At 44.6% G+C, this 19,059-nt stretch carries 13 protein-coding genes; all 13 read right to left on the bottom strand.

What is annotated here, in order from left to right; all coding sequences use genetic code 11:
- Window positions 1-1,391: 1,391 nt before the first annotated feature.
- Window positions 1,392-1,802, bottom strand: coding sequence for a F0F1 ATP synthase subunit epsilon (locus ACFVSW_RS09020; RefSeq protein WP_024027589.1), 411 nt, complete (start codon window positions 1,800-1,802; stop codon window positions 1,392-1,394).
- A 20-nt stretch (window positions 1,803-1,822) separates the two neighbouring features.
- Window positions 1,823-3,244, bottom strand: coding sequence for a F0F1 ATP synthase subunit beta (atpD, locus tag ACFVSW_RS09025; RefSeq protein ID WP_387314852.1), 1,422 nt, complete (start codon window positions 3,242-3,244; stop codon window positions 1,823-1,825).
- A 171-nt stretch (window positions 3,245-3,415) separates the two neighbouring features.
- Window positions 3,416-4,273 (bottom strand): ATP synthase F1 subunit gamma, encoded by an 858-nt coding sequence (gene atpG, locus ACFVSW_RS09030; RefSeq protein ID WP_387314853.1) that lies wholly within the window; start codon window positions 4,271-4,273, stop codon window positions 3,416-3,418.
- A 105-nt stretch (window positions 4,274-4,378) separates the two neighbouring features.
- The gene (atpA, locus tag ACFVSW_RS09035) at window positions 4,379-5,887 is read right to left on the bottom strand and encodes a F0F1 ATP synthase subunit alpha (protein WP_387314856.1); all 1,509 of its coding nucleotides are present in this window, start codon (window positions 5,885-5,887) and stop codon (window positions 4,379-4,381) included.
- Between the two features lie 26 nt (window positions 5,888-5,913).
- Window positions 5,914-6,450 carry a F0F1 ATP synthase subunit delta gene (locus ACFVSW_RS09040; RefSeq protein ID WP_387314858.1) on the bottom strand — a complete coding sequence of 179 codons (537 nt, stop codon included), beginning with the start codon at window positions 6,448-6,450 and terminating at the stop codon, window positions 5,914-5,916.
- Window positions 6,447-6,971 carry a F0F1 ATP synthase subunit B gene (locus tag ACFVSW_RS09045; RefSeq protein WP_387314860.1) on the bottom strand — a complete coding sequence of 175 codons (525 nt, stop codon included), beginning with the start codon at window positions 6,969-6,971 and terminating at the stop codon, window positions 6,447-6,449. Before ACFVSW_RS09045 ends, ACFVSW_RS09040 begins: the two co-directional genes overlap by 4 nt.
- A 179-nt stretch (window positions 6,972-7,150) precedes the next feature.
- Window positions 7,151-7,366: a F0F1 ATP synthase subunit C gene (atpE, locus tag ACFVSW_RS09050; RefSeq protein ID WP_387314862.1), complete on the bottom strand. Its 216-nt coding sequence runs from the start codon at window positions 7,364-7,366 to the stop codon at window positions 7,151-7,153.
- A 68-nt stretch (window positions 7,367-7,434) separates the two neighbouring features.
- Window positions 7,435-8,148: a F0F1 ATP synthase subunit A gene (gene atpB, locus ACFVSW_RS09055; RefSeq protein WP_387314865.1), complete on the bottom strand. Its 714-nt coding sequence runs from the start codon at window positions 8,146-8,148 to the stop codon at window positions 7,435-7,437.
- Between the two features lie 28 nt (window positions 8,149-8,176).
- Window positions 8,177-8,548, bottom strand: a complete 372-nt coding sequence (locus tag ACFVSW_RS09060; protein WP_034723623.1) for an ATP synthase subunit I — start codon at window positions 8,546-8,548, stop codon at window positions 8,177-8,179.
- A gap of 395 nt (window positions 8,549-8,943) precedes the next feature.
- A complete protein-coding gene (locus ACFVSW_RS09065) occupies window positions 8,944-11,178 on the bottom strand; it encodes a S8 family serine peptidase (RefSeq protein ID WP_387314868.1) in 2,235 nt (744 codons plus the stop codon).
- A 384-nt stretch (window positions 11,179-11,562) separates the two neighbouring features.
- Window positions 11,563-14,025 (bottom strand): M64 family metallopeptidase, encoded by a 2,463-nt coding sequence (locus ACFVSW_RS09070; protein WP_387314870.1) that lies wholly within the window; start codon window positions 14,023-14,025, stop codon window positions 11,563-11,565.
- 241 nt (window positions 14,026-14,266) lie between these two features.
- Window positions 14,267-14,467, bottom strand: coding sequence for a hypothetical protein (locus ACFVSW_RS09075; RefSeq protein ID WP_387314873.1), 201 nt, complete (start codon window positions 14,465-14,467; stop codon window positions 14,267-14,269).
- Window positions 14,468-14,582: 115 nt separating this feature from the next.
- Window positions 14,583-18,833 carry a S8 family serine peptidase gene (locus ACFVSW_RS09080; RefSeq protein ID WP_387314876.1) on the bottom strand — a complete coding sequence of 1,417 codons (4,251 nt, stop codon included), beginning with the start codon at window positions 18,831-18,833 and terminating at the stop codon, window positions 14,583-14,585.
- Window positions 18,834-19,059: the final 226 nt, after the last annotated feature.

Consider the following 19,059-nt stretch of genomic DNA (forward strand, 5'->3'; position numbering starts at 1 on the left):
CGTTTGCGTGATCTCGCAGAAATACTTCTTGAATACACTTCAGAGATGACGCAAAAGCGAATTGACAAACTGGTCAAAGGAGGAAGGTCTTAGCGCACGTGATCTGGAGCGTAAGCGGAAGATGACGTGCATTGAAAAGGGTTCGCAAGAACCCAAAAAATGCTCAAAAAATTCGACAACAACTCTTATTTAATACCAAAAAACGACCATTGTCAGTGAGGTTTGTCATTAACTGTTAACCATCTATTACACTTTTTTTAGTTAATTAATATTCCTCACTACATTACCTTCACCATGTTCCCCCTACCATCATATTCTTAAGTGGACAATTCATTCGATATTTACAAAATCCAGTACATCCTTACCATACGCAATACTAGATTACCTCTAAAATGCCAAATATCCAGTCGCAAGACTGGCTCAGGCTAACTTTCCCACCATCCCCTAATGTTAGACTCTTTTTTTCGCGTACTTCTTCTCTTAAAATCATTTAAATGACCTTTTTTGAAGGACCTTTTTCATTTACTCACCACTTTTGACAGTTTACTGTCCGGTTCAGGGTATTTACTCTCCACTTCCTAAATTCCACCCTCAAACACCCAAAAAGCCAGTCGCAAGACTGGCACGCTCACGAAGGACAATTCCCCTTTACTTTTCTCTCGATTTGTTCTTCGGCACTCTCTCGAGGGACAATTCCCCCTTACTTTTCTCTCAATTTGTTCTTCGGCACGCTCACGAAGGACAATTCCCCCTTACTTTTCTCTCGATTTGTTCTTCGGCACTCTCTCGAAGGACAATTCCCCTTTACTTTTCTCTCAATTTGTCCTTCGGCACCCTCTCGAAGGACAACTCCCCCTCACTTTTCTCTCAATTTGTCCTTCGGCACCCTCTCGAAGGACAACTCCCCTTTACTTTTCTCTCAATTTGTCCTTCGGCACCCTCTCGAAGGACAATTCCCCCTTACTTTTCTCTCAATTTGTCCTTCGGCACCCTCTCGAAGGACAATTCCCCCTTACTTTTCACTCGATTTGTCCTTCGGCTCGCTCACGAAGGACAATTCCCCCCTACTTTTCGGGAACCCAACTAAATGACCTTTTTCGAAGAACCTTTTTCATTTACTCTCCACTTTAGACATTTTACTGTCCGGTTCTGAGAGTTTACTGTCCACTTTTCCTCATTTACTCTCCACTTCCGGCCATTTACTGTCCGCTTCTCCCCTTTTACTCTCCACTTCCTAAATTCAACCCTCAAACCTACTCAAATAGCCAGGCATCATGCCTGGCTCATCTAACTTAAGTATCATGAATTTGCTAAAAACCCACACAAGACAAAAACCCCCTTCAATCAGGACAATAAATGTCTTGATTAAGGGGGTTAATTTTTTAAAAAAACTATAACATTCGTCTTTCCGATACGGCGAGGCGATTGATGGCGCGCTGCAATGCCAGCTCAGCACGGCGGAAGTCGATATGCTCGGCCTTCTGATCGCGCATCCGCTGCTCTGCACGTTCCTTCGCTCTTAAGGCACGTTCTACATCAATTTCAGAAGCTGTTTCCGCTGATTGCGCAAGAATCGTCACCTGATCAGGACGAACCTCTAAAAATCCGCCGCTGACCGCGATAAATTCCATATTGCCCTCTTTTTTAAGACGGACAGCACCAATTTGAAGCGGCGCAACCATCGGAATGTGTCCAGGTAAAATACCGAGCTCACCACTTTGAGCCTTCGTACTCACCATTTCTACATCTGACTCATACACCGGGCCATCGGGAGTAACAACACTGACTTTAATCGTCTTCATTTTTTACCCTCCTGGCGTACTTAGGCTTCTACACCCATGCGTTTTCCGGCCTCAACCACTTCTTCAATACGGCCAACAAGTCGGAATGCATCTTCCGGAAGGTGGTCATATTTGCCGTCAAGGATTTCTTTGAAACCTTTAACCGTTTCTTTTACAGGCACATAAGATCCCTTCTGACCAGTGAACTGTTCAGCCACGTGGAAATTTTGCGATAAGAAGTTTTGGATACGACGTGCGCGGAGCACAACTAGCTTATCATCATCAGAAAGTTCATCCATACCAAGAATGGCAATGATATCCTGTAACTCACGATATTTTTGTAACGTAGATTGTACTTGACGTGCAACCTCATAGTGTTCCTCGCCAACGATATCCGGTGACAAAGCACGAGAAGTCGATGCCAATGGATCCACCGCAGGGTAGATACCCATTTCAGAAAGTTTACGTTCAAGGTTTGTTGTTGCATCTAAGTGAGCGAAAGTTGTTGCCGGAGCCGGATCCGTATAGTCATCGGCTGGAACGTAAATCGCTTGGATCGAAGTAACAGAACCTTTATTTGTAGACGTAATCCGCTCTTCCAATTTACCCATTTCTGTAGCAAGCGTTGGCTGGTAACCTACCGCAGATGGCATACGGCCAAGAAGGGCAGAAACCTCAGAACCTGCTTGTGTGAAACGGAAGATATTATCAATGAACAATAACACGTCTTGTCCTTGCTCATCACGGAAATATTCAGCCATTGTCAAACCAGTCAATGCCACACGCATACGTGCACCAGGCGGCTCATTCATTTGTCCGAATACCATCGCTGTTTGCTTAATAACGCCAGAGTCTGTCATTTCATGGTAAAGGTCATTACCTTCACGGGTACGTTCACCAACACCAGCGAAAACAGAAATACCGCTATGCTCTTGAGCAATGTTATTAATTAATTCCTGGATTAAAACGGTTTTACCAACACCGGCACCACCGAATAAACCAATCTTACCACCCTTAATATATGGGGCAAGCAAGTCTACTACCTTAATACCAGTTTCAAGAATTTCTACCTCAGTAGAAAGCTCTTCAAACGTTGGTGCTTCGCGGTGAATCGAATCACGGCGTGCACTTACCGGTACATCCTCTTTCAAGTCAATCGCTTCACCTAAAACGTTAAATACACGGCCAAGCGTTGCATCCCCAACCGGAACAGAAATAGGCTTACCAGTATCTTCAACTTCCACACCACGAGTTAACCCATCAGTTGTCGACATCGCAATCGTACGAACCGTGTCATCACCTAAATGAAGGGCTACTTCAAGAGTTAAGTTGATATCAACTTCTGATTGATTATGCGCTTTACTGACAACTTTTAATGCATTATAGATTGCAGGCAGATTGCCGCCGTCAAACTTAACGTCAACCACCGGACCCATAATCTGAAGAACGCGTCCTTTGTTCATCGTTTTCCCTCCTAACTTACTCTTTCAAACAAATCCAAGCCTCGGGGCTCTTCTAATTTTTTTATAAAACATAGCAGAATCAAAGGCAGCACAGCCTTCGACCCCGTTTATTGAATATGAATGGTGTCAGGCACCACATTAAAATCATTCTTATCTAGCGCTTGCGCTTTTCTATTCTAGTGCTGCCGCACCGCCGACGATTTCGGCGATTTCTTGGGTAATCGCTGCCTGGCGGGCACGGTTGTAGATTAGAGAATAAGATTTGATCATTTCTTTGGCATTATCGGTTGCATTTCTCATCGCAGTCATCCGAGCGGCATGCTCGCTGGCTTTACTATCTAATAACGCTCCATAAATCAAGCTTTCCGCATATTGCGGCAGGAGAACTTCTAAAATTTCTTCTGCGGACGGCTCAAATTCGTAGCTTATGAGCTTATGCGAACTAGATAAATCGGACAGCGGCAGGAGCTTCTTCTCGGTCACTTCCTGCGAAATCGCACTGTGATAATGGTTGTAATAAATATATAGTTCATCAAATGTTTCGTCTGTAAACATACCGACCGTCGCGCTCGTAATGTCTTTAATGCTTTCAAAGTTAGGCTGGTCTGAAACCCCGACGATTTCAAGGATCACATTCATGCCCCGCTTCACAAAAAAGTCACGTGCCACTCGGCCGATGGCAATGATAGCAAACTCATCATTCGACTTATGACGGCTTTGAATTGTTTGATGGACACGGCGAATCACGTTACTGTTAAACGCACCAGCAAGACCACGGTCCGAAGTCATGACAATATAACCGGTTTTCTTAACAGGACGAGACGTTAGCATTGGGTGATTCACACCACCTGAGCCAATCGCAATCGACGCCGTCACTTCCTGGATTTTTTCCATATATGGAACGAATGCCTTTGCATTCATTACACCGCGGTTCCATTTCGCGGCTGAGGTCATTTCCATTGCTTTGGTAATCTGACTCATTTTTTTCGTAGAATTAATACTATTTTTTATATCGCGTAATGATGCCATTAGGTTCTCACCACCCTCATTCAAAGAATGTCTGGCCTGGCTGCGGCACCATGTGAAAAATTCACATGGTGCCTGACACCAGACCTTACTAAATGTCAGACCCTATTATTCGGAAACTGCAAACGTCTTTTTGAAGTCGTTGATTGCAGAAGCCATATCGTCATCAGAAGGAAGTTCCTTCGTGGTTGCAATATGGTCTAACAACTCTTTGCGGTTGTGGTCTAACCAGTTATGGAATTCAGATTCAAAACGACGGATATCCTCTAATGGAATGTCATCAAGGAAGCCGCGTGTTAAGGCATATAGAATCGCTACTTGCTTCGCAACGGGAAGCGGTTTGTGAAGGTCCTGCTTTAGCACCTCTACTGTACGCGCTCCGCGGGCAAGCTTTGCTTGTGTTGCTTTATCAAGGTCAGAACCGAACTGCGCAAATGCTTCTAGCTCACGGTAAGAAGCAAGGTCAAGACGGAGTGTACCGGCAACCTTCCTCATCGCTTTGATTTGCGCCGATCCCCCTACACGGGATACGGAAAGACCTGCGTTGATCGCTGGACGTACACCGGAGAAGAATAGGTCTGATTGTAAGAAAATTTGTCCATCAGTGATGGAGATAACGTTTGTTGGGATATAAGCAGAAACGTCACCTGCTTGTGTTTCAATAAATGGCAATGCCGTGATCGAACCAGCACCAAGTGTGTCGTTTAATTTTGCGGCACGCTCAAGTAAGCGTGAGTGCAAGTAGAATACATCCCCTGGATAGGCTTCACGACCTGGAGGACGACGAAGCAGCAAGGAAAGCTCACGGTATGCAGCCGCTTGTTTAGAAAGATCATCGTATACAATTAATACGTGCTTGCCTGCGTACATAAACTCTTCCGCCATCGCAACACCCGCATATGGAGCTAGGAATAGCATTGGAGCCGGCTGTGAAGCCGATGCAGATACAACGATCGAATAGTCTAATGCACCGCTCTTACGAAGTGTTTCAACAGCACCACGTACAGTTGATTCTTTTTGTCCGATGGCGACATAGATACAAATCATGTCTTGATCTTTTTGGTTGATGATTGTATCGATGGCAACAGATGTTTTACCTGTTTGACGGTCACCGATAATTAATTCACGTTGACCGCGTCCGATTGGAACGAGCGCGTCAATCGCTTTAATACCCGTTTGCAATGGCTCATGAACGGATTTACGAGCCATAACGCCAGAAGCAACCGCTTCTACTGGGCGAGTTTTTGTTGTGTTAATTGGACCCATTCCATCGATTGGTTGTCCTAATGAGTTAACTACACGGCCGATTAGTCCCTCACCAACTGGAACCTCCATGATGCGGCCTGTACGGCGTACTTCGTCGCCTTCACGGATTTCCGTGAAAGGTCCAAGGATGATAATACCGACGTTATTTTCTTCCAGGTTTTGTGCCATACCCATAACGCCGTTCGAAAATTCAACAAGTTCTCCAGCCATGACATTGTCGAGGCCATGAACACGTGCGATACCGTCACCTACGGAGATAACTGTACCGACATCCGTCACTTGAATTTCTGCCTGATAGTTTTCAATCTGCTTTTTTATCAGGGCACTGATTTCTTCAGCTTTGATGCTCATGAGTTTCACCCCTAATCTTTCAAATCTTAACTTAACAATTTACGTTCTAAACGGCTGAGCTTACCGCTCAATGAGCCGTCATATATACGATTTCCAATCCGAAGGCGGAGACCGCCAAGCAAGCTGGAATCTACGATATTCTCAATTTTTAGCGATTTCTTACCGATTTTTGCGGCAAAAACTGAAGATAAGGCCGCACGCTCCGCCTCTGTTAAGGCACGGTAACTGTGCACTTCGGCTTCAGCAATGCCCATTGCTTCGTTCGCCAGCTCAATAAACTCATTGGCCACATCAGCGATTTCATCCTCGCGATGACGGTCAATTAAGATTAACAGTGTATTAAGTACATATACATTTACCGATGCGAAAGCATTCGCTAAAATCTCCTTTTTCTTATCAACTGAAAGCTTCGAAGATTTTAATACGGCTTTAAATTCAGGATGATACCCGACAACTTCCTTCACTGCACGAAGGTCTTCTTCTATTACTCCAAGAGCTTGAGTCTCTTTCGCAATTTGGAAAAGAGCCAACGCGTAGCGCTTTGCTACCATGGAGTTACTCATCGTTTTTCTCCTGCCTCTTGGATATATTCGTTAATAAGTTTGTCTTGATCCGCTGCGCTCAATTCTTTCTCAATTACTTTAGATGCAATTAAGACAGACAACGATGCAACTTGTTCGCGAATCGCGGCAACTGCTTTTTCTTTTTGCTGTTCAATCTCTAACTTAGCGGCTTCTTTAATGCGCTCAGCTTCTCCGCGGGAAGCGGCGATAATTTCTTCACGCTGAAGATCGCCTTGCTTTTTCGCTGCTTCAATTAAACTTTGAGCGTCACTGCGGGCTTCTTTTAACATATTTCTTTGTTCTTCTACTAAAGCGGCAGCTTCTTTACGGCTCTTTTCAGCTGATGTGATTTCATTTGCGACATGCTCTTCACGTTCTTTCATGATGCCCATCAAAGGTCCCCATGCGAACTTCTTCAGCAATAACATCAAGATGATAAAAATCGCTAATTGGAAAAGAATCGTACCCCAATTCACTCCGGTATGTGCTGCTGCACCTAATACTAGACTGCTTGTAAACACCTCGGGTTCACTCCCTTCAAGAGTTGTTCCTTTATATATACAAAAAACCATCATTTTCAATCGTCATTTTTTGAAAAACTTTTATCAGGGTTTGTAATATTAACCTGATGATTACAGATATAAACGAATGGCGAAGGTTCTCTGATGATCTTCGCCATTGGTCTCGGAGTTACTCTAGATTATTTTGCACCTTGAACCATGAACGCGATAACAACCGCGATGATAGGAATCGCCTCAACTAACGCAACCCCGATGAACATTGTTGTTTGAAGCATACCGCGAGCTTCTGGTTGACGAGCGATACCTTCAACTGTTTTAGATACGATAAGACCGTTACCGATACCGGCACCTAGTGCTGCTAAACCGATTGCAATTGCTGCTGCTATAAGACCCATTTGTAATTTTCCTCCTTAAAATGTATAAATAATTTTATTTTTTTGTTCAAAAAATTTGAACAGTTATATTAATGGTCGGTACTCACCTTGTGAGACAAGTAAACCATCGTTAACATGGTGAAAATAAATGCTTGAATGGCACCGACAAAGACTGAGAAGCCCTGCCACGCCAGCATTGGTACAGCTGCGGCAGCCCAACCCCAATTTCCGGATTGTGCAAGACCACCTGCGAGTAATCCTAGTAAAATCTCACCCGCGTAAATGTTTCCGTAAAGACGGAGACCGAGAGTCAGCGTATTCGCAAACTCTTCAATAATCTTGATTGGGAACATGAACCAAAACGGTTTAAAGAATTCTTTCCCGTAGGCAGCTGTCCCTCTCATTTTAACTCCATAAAAATGGGATAATCCTACCACCAATACCGCTAGTGTCAGCGTTATTCCTGGATCGGCAGTCGGCGATTTCCACCAAAGTGTATCATTGATGACGATTGAAAATGGCAGTCCCAGCATATTAGCGACAAAGATATACATCATCATGGTAATTCCAAGCACATGAAATCGCCCGCCGGTTTTCCAATCCATCGTACTGTTAATGATGTTCTTAACAAAATCCATGACCCATTCCATGAAATTCTGGACGCCGGTCGGCTTCATTGCCAGCTTACGCGTAGATAAGACGGCAATTAAAAAGACAACTGCACTTGCCACGGTAATCATTAACATGTCAGCCAGATTAAAATTAAGTCCAAAATATGTTACTATTGGAGCTTTGTGTTCCAACAATATTCACCTCGCTTCCCCGCTTTTTTTATGTATTTTTAATGCTGTGAATAAAAAAATCTATCATAATGACAATATAGGATGTCATTAACCCTATAACCACACTAATGAGGTGAAGCTGGTCTGGATACATCATCGTAACCATAACGGCCAGCGCCGCCGTCGCAAACCTTGAAAAAGATCCGAGTGAGCGCACCTTTTTCCCCTGTTGAATCGACTCGCCAAACTTGTCCATCTTTCGGACCATTAACCACAAATTAAAAAGGCTCAAACTCGTCCCAAAAACCAATCCCAGAAAGACGGGTTGATAAGACGTGAACCCCCAGCCGAGTACATAAATAGATAATAACAAAAACATCCATCTTCGCAGTCTTGAAAATATTAGTTGATATTCCGGCATGGTTGGTTTAATCTCCTGAAAAGAAATGACGGATTGGGAATCAATACCTGCCGCTAGTCCGAAGAACAATCCGATTATTAAGAAAATTACTTCTACACTGATGAAGCGGACTTAAGGTATTCGGGATAGCTGAAAAATGGTATTTCACAATAGGGTAAACAACATGAAAACCCTCTCATTTTACACCCTTTGTAAGCATACAATAGGCAACTTTCAATGTCAATGAGTTTACGTGAATTAATCCACAATCCATACCCCGTAATTTCTTCCAAAACCGTTTTCTGTTTTACACTATAATTGTATTGTAAAATCGGAACGTTTTATGGCTAATTTGTGTCGATTTTGTGAACATTCCTTCACAAATTGTGAAAAGTAAACAAAGACTAGGCCGCCGCCTAGTCTACTTTTTCGCCAATCTTGATCATCGTTTCAATAAAGTCCTCCTTGTTCGCCTTTTTGGCAAACACCTTCACGAGGTAGGTTCCCTCTGCCGGCAGCTGCTCACTTGGAATATCTTTTTTGATCAGCCCCTTTTTCACATTCACCGCCGTATCCAAGAAGCCAATAAAGCGGTAATCCTCAGGGTTAAACAAGGCAATCCCAAACTCCTCCGCTCCGCCCGGCAAATAGACCTCATACCTGTACTGCCCCGGTTTGTCCGCTTCGGCAAAATCAAAGCCCATCACCCTTGGGTATCCCGGTTCCTCGAGCACATACAGATAGGGAATTTGCATCGTTTTCGCCCCGGCTTGCAGACTGAGGTAGCCATCATGGATTTTCCCTTTAAAAATCTGCGGGTCGACCCGGAGTTCAAGCGTAACATCCTTTGATTGGTGCGGCTCTAAGGTGAACGTGAGCGGGAACCTCCAGCTCAGCCCGTCAACACGGTTCGGAATCGTAAATGAATAGCGCGCGCTTCGCTCACTCGTATTTTCCACATGTAAAACAGCCTTATGACTGTCACGCTCATCGCTAAATTTCCCAAATTGGATACTGCTCGGAGTGACGAGCGACGCCGTTTTGATCGCTTCATCCACTTGGATTCTGCCGGCGCCCTGTTCGAATGTGCGATAGTAGGCCCCTGTTTTTGCGGTCATCGTTACCTTGGAGGAATCGGCCCCGCTTTTCGCAACCCCCGTTTTCACCAGCGGTTTCGCCGTATTCATCAACGCCGCCTTGATTTGTTCCGGCGTCCAATCCGGGTGCGCCTGCTTAATCAACGCGCAGGCCCCGGCGACGTGCGGCGCCGCCATACTCGTCCCCTGCAGGCTCAAGTAGCCGCCCGGCACCGTCGAGTTAATCGCCACCCCTGGCGCGACAATGTCCGGCTTAATTTCCCACGACCCCGTCACCGGCCCCCTTGAGCTGAAATCAGCGAGCTGGTCCCGTTCTTCCGCGACCAAGACCCGTGCCGACAGCCCTTGCTTGATTTTTTTTTGTAAAATAACTCCGTCACTCTTCGAGAGTGATCCGACAGGGATGGTCAGCTGAGTATCGAGGTTACCCATGAAGCCCCCGCTCATATTATTGTAAATTAGCACAGCTGCCGCCCCCGCTTGCCGGGCGTTTTCCGCCTTTTCCGAAAAAGTTAATGTCCCTCTTTTCATCAGGACTAGTTTTCCCTGCGTCTTTTTCAATTCAGTTTTCCTTCCAATCCCGCCATCGACAATCTCAAGCGAGCGATCAAGCGCCCAGTTGGCTGAGCCCTCCATTGGCTGAATCCGCAATCGATTCCGGCTTCCTTCTATTAATAATGACGGTATCTCCATCGTCGGCGTCGAGGCCCCAACAGATATTGCCTTTGAGGCCGTCCCCGGCGAACCGACCGTCCAGACATTCGGTCCGGAATTCCCCGACGCCGCCACAGCGACAATTCCTTTATCGACAGCACGGTTGAGAGCAAGACTAATCGGCAGGTCGGGACCGTTGATATCGTTCCCGAGCGAAAGGTTAACAATATCGACTTTATCCTTGATGGCCTGCTCAATCGCCGCCAGCACTTGCTCGGTTGTTCCGCCGCCGCCAGGTCCAAGCGCCCGGTAGGCAACGATTTTTGCCTCAGGGGCGACGCCTTTTATTTTTCCATTAGCCGCAATGATGCCGGCGACATGGGTGCCGTGGATGGTCGCCTGCCCGAGGACCTTAGTTTCCATTGGGTCCTGGTCATTGTCAATGAGATCGTGGCCGCCGGCATAGTTTTTTTTCAAGTCCGGATGGGTGTAATCGACGCCGGTGTCGATTACACCCACCGTCACGCCCTTTCCGGTCAGGCGCTGATTTTTTTGATCAAAAATACTGCGGACTGCATCGCCGCCAATGATTTTGACACTTTCCTCGGTTTGGACTTGATACTGGGTGACCGGTGAGATGTTCAGGATTTGTTTATTTCCGGCAAGCCGCGCGATTGCTTGCGGTTTCCCTTGGACAGAAAAACCGGTAATCGCCTCACTGAAAACACGGCGGAGCTTGACGTCCCTAAACGGGCGGATGAGCTCATTGATTTCCTGTTCGCTATGCTGTTTCTCTAAGAGAACGATCGCGATTGTCTCCTGAGTGGGTTCGGGAATCGGCGGATGGATGAGTGTTCGCGGAGCTTGAAAGGCCAGGATTAGTGCAAGCAGTAATTTCATTTGAAAAATCCCCCTTTTTTAATCCCGCATTAACGGGCAGTAAGATCTCCACATCGGGACTTTGAGGAAAACCATTGAGGATAGGTAAGGGATCAACTGCCCGTAAAAGCCCGATTGGTTCAACTAACAATCAGTGGAGGATGGAAAGAACCTCCACTGATTGAAGGTTCACCTTATATCGTTTTCATTGAGTGAGGAAAGTATGCGGTTTTTTGGGAGATGATATAATTTACAATAGGTTTTAGAGTTTCTATGAAAATATAAAAACAGCTAGGATATGAAACTCATCCTAGCTGTCAATAAAATATAACATATAACTGTGTAGAATCCAGGACCTCAAAAAAACAGTTCGAATTTATTCTGGAAATACAGTACTTACTCCGATTACATACCTTTACACTGACCGGAAATAGACCCGCTAATGCTATTGGAGGCCCCGAAGTCGGTCACTTTTGTACTGTTTCCATTGCAAGACAGCTTACCATTTACATGGTTTCCGGCTAAAATTGGTCCATAATTGCCGAATTGCTTATTCGCTGAGACTTGGTTGTTATTGGAAAGAGTAAGACCACCATTAAATTTGTTTCCGGCTAATGTCACATTGCTTGCTGTTCCAGAAATCTCAGTTTGGCCATTTACGGTGGTACCAAACACTTGTATCACTGATGCTTTGTCTGACTGTAGGCCACCATTAATATTACTATTAAATATTACTAGTGATGCACCGTTATGAACAATGACACCCCCGCGAACATTAGCCTCTTTTAGGCAAGTCACTCCTTTTGAAACGACTAGTCCGCCATTATGGCTACCTGTGACAGTTGATGTACAAGTAGGCAATTCGCCTGGCAGAACAGTTGCTTTAAACTTGTCGGCTGTGCCAATATTTCCAGTAGCATCAATGGCTCGGTGCTCCACTATATGTGTCCCAAATCCAGGGACAAATGGGCCACCTGGATCCTTTTCGGTATAGGACTGCTCAAAGGTAGCCTTCGAAAGCCCACCGGTACCGAGGTTCCCATATGTCAGCTCTTTCACATCGGTGCCCGAATGTGTGAACTTAAACGGCGTACCGTCCGGCTTCTCTGGGAATCCGAAGTAATTGTACCAGCCGTCACCATTTAAGCGGAACTCTCCTACTACATACCCTGGCTGATCATCCTGTGGCTTAAGCAGCATGTCGAATTCGTTAAAATACACATTATGCTCAACCTCATCTGATAGCCTTGTTAGTGGTTCAGATAATGATTTAGGCGCTGTTGGCAATCCATTGTCCACAGTCCAAGTAATCGTGTCCGTTCCAGCATTCGGAATGGCTGGGTCGGTTACTGTTGCCTTTAGCTTTGAGGCTCCATTAGGAAGGGTCAATTTTCCTAAATCCAGGAGACGGCTGTTGTTTGTTCCTTCTATCTTTTTACCGTTGAGCTCCCAGGTTACTTCTAGCACTCTGTCATTTGGATTGGTAGTTTCGACGAATGCTACTTCATTGTTAGCCAGGGCATGGTCAGTTACAGAGTGGTAAGTGAATTTCACGTCTACCATCGTATTTGGAAGTGGCTTACCAATTGTCCATTCACGTGTCTGAGTCATCCTTGGACCATTCAAATAGTTCGGATCGCGTACAAATTCAGTTTGGTCCTTCACTGTTACTTTAAGTTTGTCACCGGTCTTTAAGTTTAAATCAGCTAGCTTTAGAAAACGGCTGTTGTGGGCGTCTGATACGACCTTGCCATTAACTTCCCAAGTGACATCGAGCATATGGAACCTTGGATGCATCGTCTCGACCCATACCACATCTTTCGGTCCAACCTCACCTACAGGAGTCGAATTAAGTGGCATCAGGTTAGCATTGCGCATACCAGTAATTCGTTGAGTCATTTGCTCACGACTAACCTGATCGAAATAAAAGCCAGTATGTCTCATCATTGAATGTTCACTTGGGCGCCAGACATTGGAACTATAATAAACCCCACTCTCATACCCATTAGAATCGGCCGCTCGAATAATTCCGCCAGACTCACTTTCTTCACCAAGCCACCGCCACCATTTGGATTTATTCTGTATCATCTGTTCAGAGGAAATCCGAGTGTGATGGGTGGAACTCGGCTCACTTATTGGATGGGGACCTCCTGGAACTCCACGATTATAGTAAGCGTATTCATCTTGAAGATTACCAAGAGAGTGCCCTAACTCATGCAAGGAGACTAAAGGGCCTTGAGGACTACCGCCTGATGTTGTGGCGTGAACTCCTCCGATACCGCCATATGTAAATGTATTGGCGATTGCTAATGTCTGGATATTCTGTGCACTTGAAGGAATGCCAAGTGCAGGTGCTACATTCTCGTTAAGGATCTTTGTGCGCGCTTGTGTGCCGCCGGAACCATAGGTGATTCCACGTGCTAGCTTATCTGCTGGGCATTTAGTTGCAAACTCAAGGTTGAAGACGGTATCGCGACGGACATTTCCATCGTCTGGGTCACAGCTGATGCCGGAATCTTTTGAAGGGGTTTGGACCATATACACATTGAAGTAATACCGATAGCTTCGAAAAGGCTCCACACTCCATTGAACGTTTAGATTCCTTTCCACATCCTTTTGGAACTTGTCCATCTCGTTAGCAGTATAACCATCACCAAAGATAACTAGGTTAAGTCGATCCTTTGCAGGGCCAGTGACTTGCAAGGGAACAACATTTACATCTCCCAATTGTAGTTCTTGAGCCACAATTTGTGTTGTAGATGATTGTACCTTCTCTACTTCATTAGCAGCATATCCAATGGCTGGTAAAGGTATTAGAAGTAAAATGCTGAGAACAATTGAATAAAGAGCAGAATATCTTTTAATCATGCAATCCCACTTTCATGTTATATTCACAAGGCCTTGTGTTACCTACATTTTGGCATATAAGTGGGAATCATTTCAATAATTTTTGGACTATTCATAAAATTAGTAAAATAGTCCTGGTTTATGTTGAGAAAGGATCGGTCCCCTTTTGAGATTTAACAACCTTCCCTGGAAAAAGCAGGTGTTACGGTCGCACACGGAGATCCAATTCCTACCATAATCTAGTTCTGCCATTGGACTATCATTATGGAACGATGCGAGCGATTTTGACTGATTCCTCTTCAAGTACATGAATGCCTCCGATTACTTCATAAGCTGCACCAATTGAAACAAGGAAATCTCCCGTGATAGCGAGTTTTTGTTCTTGGAGAAGCTTGACTAAATCTGATTCACCTAATTGTCTTGTTACGGATACAGCCTCAAGTATTTGTCCAATCGGCCCCAAACTCCGGTTTTTGTCTATTTATACATTTCCCACCAAATATCCCATCTGAATTTTTTTTATGCCCTTAAACATCAAAAAAAGGCGGACATCTCTCTGTCCGCCTTCCTACATGAAATTACTTAATCCAGGCTCCATCAGAACCTAGTTTATAGCCGTCAACTGTTGTGCTGTAGGCCATTTTTCCAGACTTCGGATTTAGGTAATACCATTTACCGTTGATGAGTTTCCAGCCTGTGTTCATCGCACCGCTATTGCTTAAGTGGTACCACTCGCCGCCAGTTTTCACCCAGCCAGTCTGCATAGCACCGCTGTTGTTTAAGAAGTACCATTTGCCGCCGTCAAGCGCCCAGCCTGTTTGCATTGCGCCGGATTTATTAAGCAGGTACCATTTACCGCCATCAAGTACCCAGCCCGTTTGCATAGCACCATTTTTATTCAGGTAATACCATTTGTTTCCGTCAAGCAGCCAGCCTGTTTTCTTCACATCTTTCGTGTAGTAGAACCATGTGTTTCCTTCCAATTTCCAGCCATTTTTCACCACTGGTTCTGGTTTCGGATCTGGCTTTGGATCTGGTTTTGGATCTGGTTTTGGATCTGGCTTCGGATCTGGTTTTGGTTCTGGATCCTTCACTTCCGCACGGAAGATCGTAACATCCTTCTTCGTTTCGTTTCCAGCAAAGTCAAGAAGACGAAGACTTACTTTGTTTTCGCCATGCTTCAAGTCAACCGTAAACTCATACGGAGTATCAGCAGGAGTCATTACATCTACTGGGCTCTTGTATGGTTGGACAAATACTTGGTCAGAGCCAACATATAAGTTAAGATAGTTAAAGTTATCTTTTAAGCGTAACTTCACCGTAGCTTGATCAACATCATAACCCACTTTTTCTGGGGCATCGACAATGATTTCACCTGGTGTGGTATCAACAAAAACAGTTCGGGAAATCGCGTACTCTTTGCCCGCAATGTCTGTTACCGTAATCGGAATCTTATACTTGCCGTCTTTTTCAAACTTAACCGTTGTTGAGAAGCTGTACTGCTTCTTCGCTGCGTCGTAAGTAAGGGCTACATCCTTGCCATTTACTTGGACTTTGTCCACGCCAAGGTCGTCAGTAGCATAACCTGAAACAGGAACTTCAAGCGATCTGTACGTACCGTTTGCTGAAGGTGCCGACATGAACACAAGCGGAAGTGCCGTGTCACCTGCTGCTGTTTTCGAACCGCCAATATTGTAGGCATAATCAGTTGCAAATACTTCAACAGACGTTTTTGCTGCCAGCGGGGTTTCAAATTTATAGCTTGTTGCCGTGCCGCTTACTTTATCCGTTACTAATTTTCCATCAACATAGATCGCGTAACTCATCACGCCAACGCCTTGCTCATCTGTTGTCCAGTTAACGGTTGATGCTTCATTATCGTAAGTTGCTTTCACCTTTGGAGCTGTTGTATCGACATAAACTGGAATCTTCTTCGATTGATATTCAGCGCCCTTGTAATCCACTACAGATTTGATCTCATAGTAGTACAGGCCGTCTTCTACCTTCTTAGAATTAACAGTACCATCCCAGGCACGGCTAGATTTCAAGTTATACGTACTTGAACCCGAATTCCCAGAATTATAATAGCTTTTCCGCACATCTTTTTCTAAGGCAACGCGGCGAAGGAGCTTACCGTCTTTATCAAGAATGTTAAACTGCGCTTCAGAAGCATTCCGTAAGAATGTTGGCAGTGGGAAAGCATTATCCATTAGGCCATCGCCATTTGGAGAAACTGCATAATATTGCTTTCCAGGAACTGGAGCCTGCAAATACGTTTTACCATCATTCGTAAACAACATCTCATTCAAACCATGGTTAAAGAACTTCGTTTCGCCAAGATCCTTAAAGCCATCAAGAATGCTTGGACGATCCCATTTTCCGTAGAAACCAACATACGGAACGTTGAGCGTTGCTTCTAACTTATTGTTCGTATCTGTAAGAGTCACGAACCCTTCAACGAAAATATCTTCTTTCAGATTTAAAGCAATTTTCTTACCGGCATTATCAAGGCCAGGAATTTTTGCATTTGTTAAATCAACCTTTACGGAAAAATCAACCGATTTTCCAGCTGGCACTGTTACGGTTTTTGGTGCATCGACTACGGCACCATCCATGTTGCCTGCTATTAACGCATTCGTATCTGGTTTACCAGTCGTTTGCTTAATCGTGTCCGTTAAAACGTCGGTATTCACAGCGTACGTTACCGCTTTATCGGAAATGTTCTTTGCTGTAAAGTTCATCGTGAATTGTTTGCTCGTGAAATCCTTTAACGCGACTTTGCCTTCGTTGCTTGATTTTTCAACAACGACAACAGGTGTTGAAACCGCGTTGAAGGTTTGCATCATCCCTGCACCTTGACGGCGTGGTGAGAATGGCTGACCATTTAAATCAACAATTTTGCTAGATGTGTTCATTAAAAGAACCTTAGCAAAGTGGGTCCGTTCGCCAGCTGTTAACGCCTTGAAACGATCATCCTTTTTCAAGTATTGCTGGACAAGCGCACTTCCGCCGGCAACGTGTGGCGCTGCCATTGACGTACCACTCATCACTTCATATTTATCATTATTAATTGTTGAATAAATTTTTCCACCAGGAGCTGTAATTTCAGGCTTAAAATCAAGGGAAGGTGTAACACCCCATGAAGTGAAGTCAGTCATCCGGCCCATTTCAGGATCATCGGTTTTCTTCGTTTGTGTCACATGTAGCGTTGTGTGACCTGCCTTGATTGCTGCTTCAAGCTCCAATCCTTGCTGTCTTTGAATCTTCATGAACGGAATTTGCCATCCGCCTTGGTTTTCATAGAATACTGGGTTATCACTGTTATAAACAATGATACCTGCCGCTCCTGCTGCTGCAGCATTTTTCGTTTTATCCGCAAACGCTAAATCACCGCGCGGCATCACGACAATTTTACCTTTGACATCAAGGCCGGCATAGTCTGCTGGAGCTCCAAGCTTACCGCCTAGGCTGACTAATTGCAGTGTATTCGATTTAGCCAGTTCAAGCCAGTCATCAATCCCAAATCCAGTCGCAGTGAAGCCTTCTGCTCCATCTACTGTAATGCCATGCTGGTAAAGATAACTAACATTACCTGCAGCCGCAACTTGAATCGTGTCGGTATTTAGTCCTGGGGCACCGACAACGCCAATATCTGGGTTACTTGCATATGGATTCGGATTCGTTCCATAACCATAAGAAATATGTCCGGAGTTACCAGCAGAAACGGAACTAACGATTCCGTTATCAACGGCACGAGTGATCGCTAAATCTTCTGCGCTTCTTTCATCATAGAAAGATGCTACTGAACCTAGGCTCATGTTCAATACATCTGCACCAAGCTTGATGGCGTCATCAATCGCTGCTAGATAGACATCGGAAGACGTTGAACCATAGTTTGGATCATTACTGAACACCTTCATGCCAAGAATTTGTGCTTCAGGTGCTACCCCTTTAATTCCACCCTTTGATTCATCACCGTTAGCCGCGACCGTTCCAGCAACGTGCATTCCGTGATTCGAGCCACCTGGCACTAAATCAAGGATCGTATTATTTTCATCAAAGTAATTATAGCCATATGGTACTTTATCGGTGAAAAATTTACCCTTTAAGCCGGCTTCGCTGACAAATTTGCCAACCTTTTCTTTTGATAACGCTTCCTTCGCAGGATCCGTTACTTTAAAGTCGCGGTGGGACGGGTCAACACCTGAGTCAATGACAGCAACTACCATGCCTTCACCTTTCAGTTTCGCGTCTGCCCATGTTGTTTGCGATTGGATGAACGAGTGGCTCGTTTTCATGTCCGGTGTTTCTTCAGGACGGTTGTATTCGTTGGCGATGTAAACATTTTTTACACCTGGAATCGCCTCAATTTTAGCGATTTCGCTGAACTGAACATCGCCGCTAAAGCCGTTAAATGCCGTCGTGAAGTTCTTTTTGTAATTAACCTTCACGCCTTTGGCGGAAATCTTGTCTTTTACGCTATTTTGCTGTTTTACTAGTGTTGAAGCTAATGAACTCTTTTTACTTTCTGCTAAGTCTTTATATAATTTCCCCTCTTGTGTCGCGAATTCGACTGGTGTTTGTCCGTCTACCTCGACGATCACGCGGACCTTATCCGCTGGATTTACGCTTTTTGTCGTCTTAATATCACCTGAATCGATCGTTTTCAGTTCCTTACTTCCCAGGTCTTGCAGCTGCTTTACTTTTGCAGCAAAATCATTTTCTGGCGTGCTTTCAGCTGATGCTGATGCGGCGAACCCTAGATTAGAAAGTACTAGAGCAGACGCCAGCGCATATGAAGCAGCCTTTTTCTGTGTTTTTTTCTTCATGAAAGCCTTTCCCCCCTATGTATCTATCAAATTTTGATTTACAACAATTATTCGAAAAATCAAAATAGGTAAACTTTATAGTAATTGAAATTGTAAATTTGGTCAATATAATTTATCAATTATAAAAATAAATATTTTTCAACATTTTTAGAATCTTCAATATAATGGTATAAAGAGGAAAATCATTCATCGCTTACTTTTTTTCGACAAATTGGAAGTTATTTTC

This window comes from Neobacillus sp. NPDC058068 (assembly GCF_042885335.1).
GTDB lineage: Bacteria > Bacillota > Bacilli > Bacillales > Cytobacillaceae > Neobacillus.